This is a genomic window from Pantoea sp. GbtcB22, assembly GCF_019091025.1.
Classification (GTDB): Bacteria; Pseudomonadota; Gammaproteobacteria; order Enterobacterales; family Enterobacteriaceae; genus Pantoea; species Pantoea leporis.
Map to the genome: position 1 here is coordinate 1 of NZ_JAGXKB010001051.1, position 229 is coordinate 229.

Annotated in this window: 1 protein-coding gene; it reads left to right on the plus strand. The window is 58.1% G+C overall.

What is annotated here, in order from left to right:
* Positions 1-74 precede the first annotated feature (74 nt).
* Positions 75-229: SulP family inorganic anion transporter (locus KVT28_RS27465; RefSeq protein ID WP_254633689.1), on the plus strand; the 155-nt coding region annotated here is incomplete at its 3' end.

Below are 229 nucleotides of genomic sequence, written 5' to 3' on the forward strand. Positions count from 1 at the left end.
TTAGTGATAAATCGTACTCTGGCTTTGCGGCGCCGCGCGCGGTTAATTCAGGTATCTGCAGAGGAACCAATGCCATGAATTTAAGCACGCTTCGCCAGGATATTCCGGCTGGTTTGGTGGTGTTTCTGGTCGCGCTGCCGCTCTGTCTTGGCATCGCGCAGGCGAGTGGGTTGCCGCCCTTTGCGGGTCTGCTCACCGGCGTGATTGGTGGGTTGCTGGTGACTGCGCT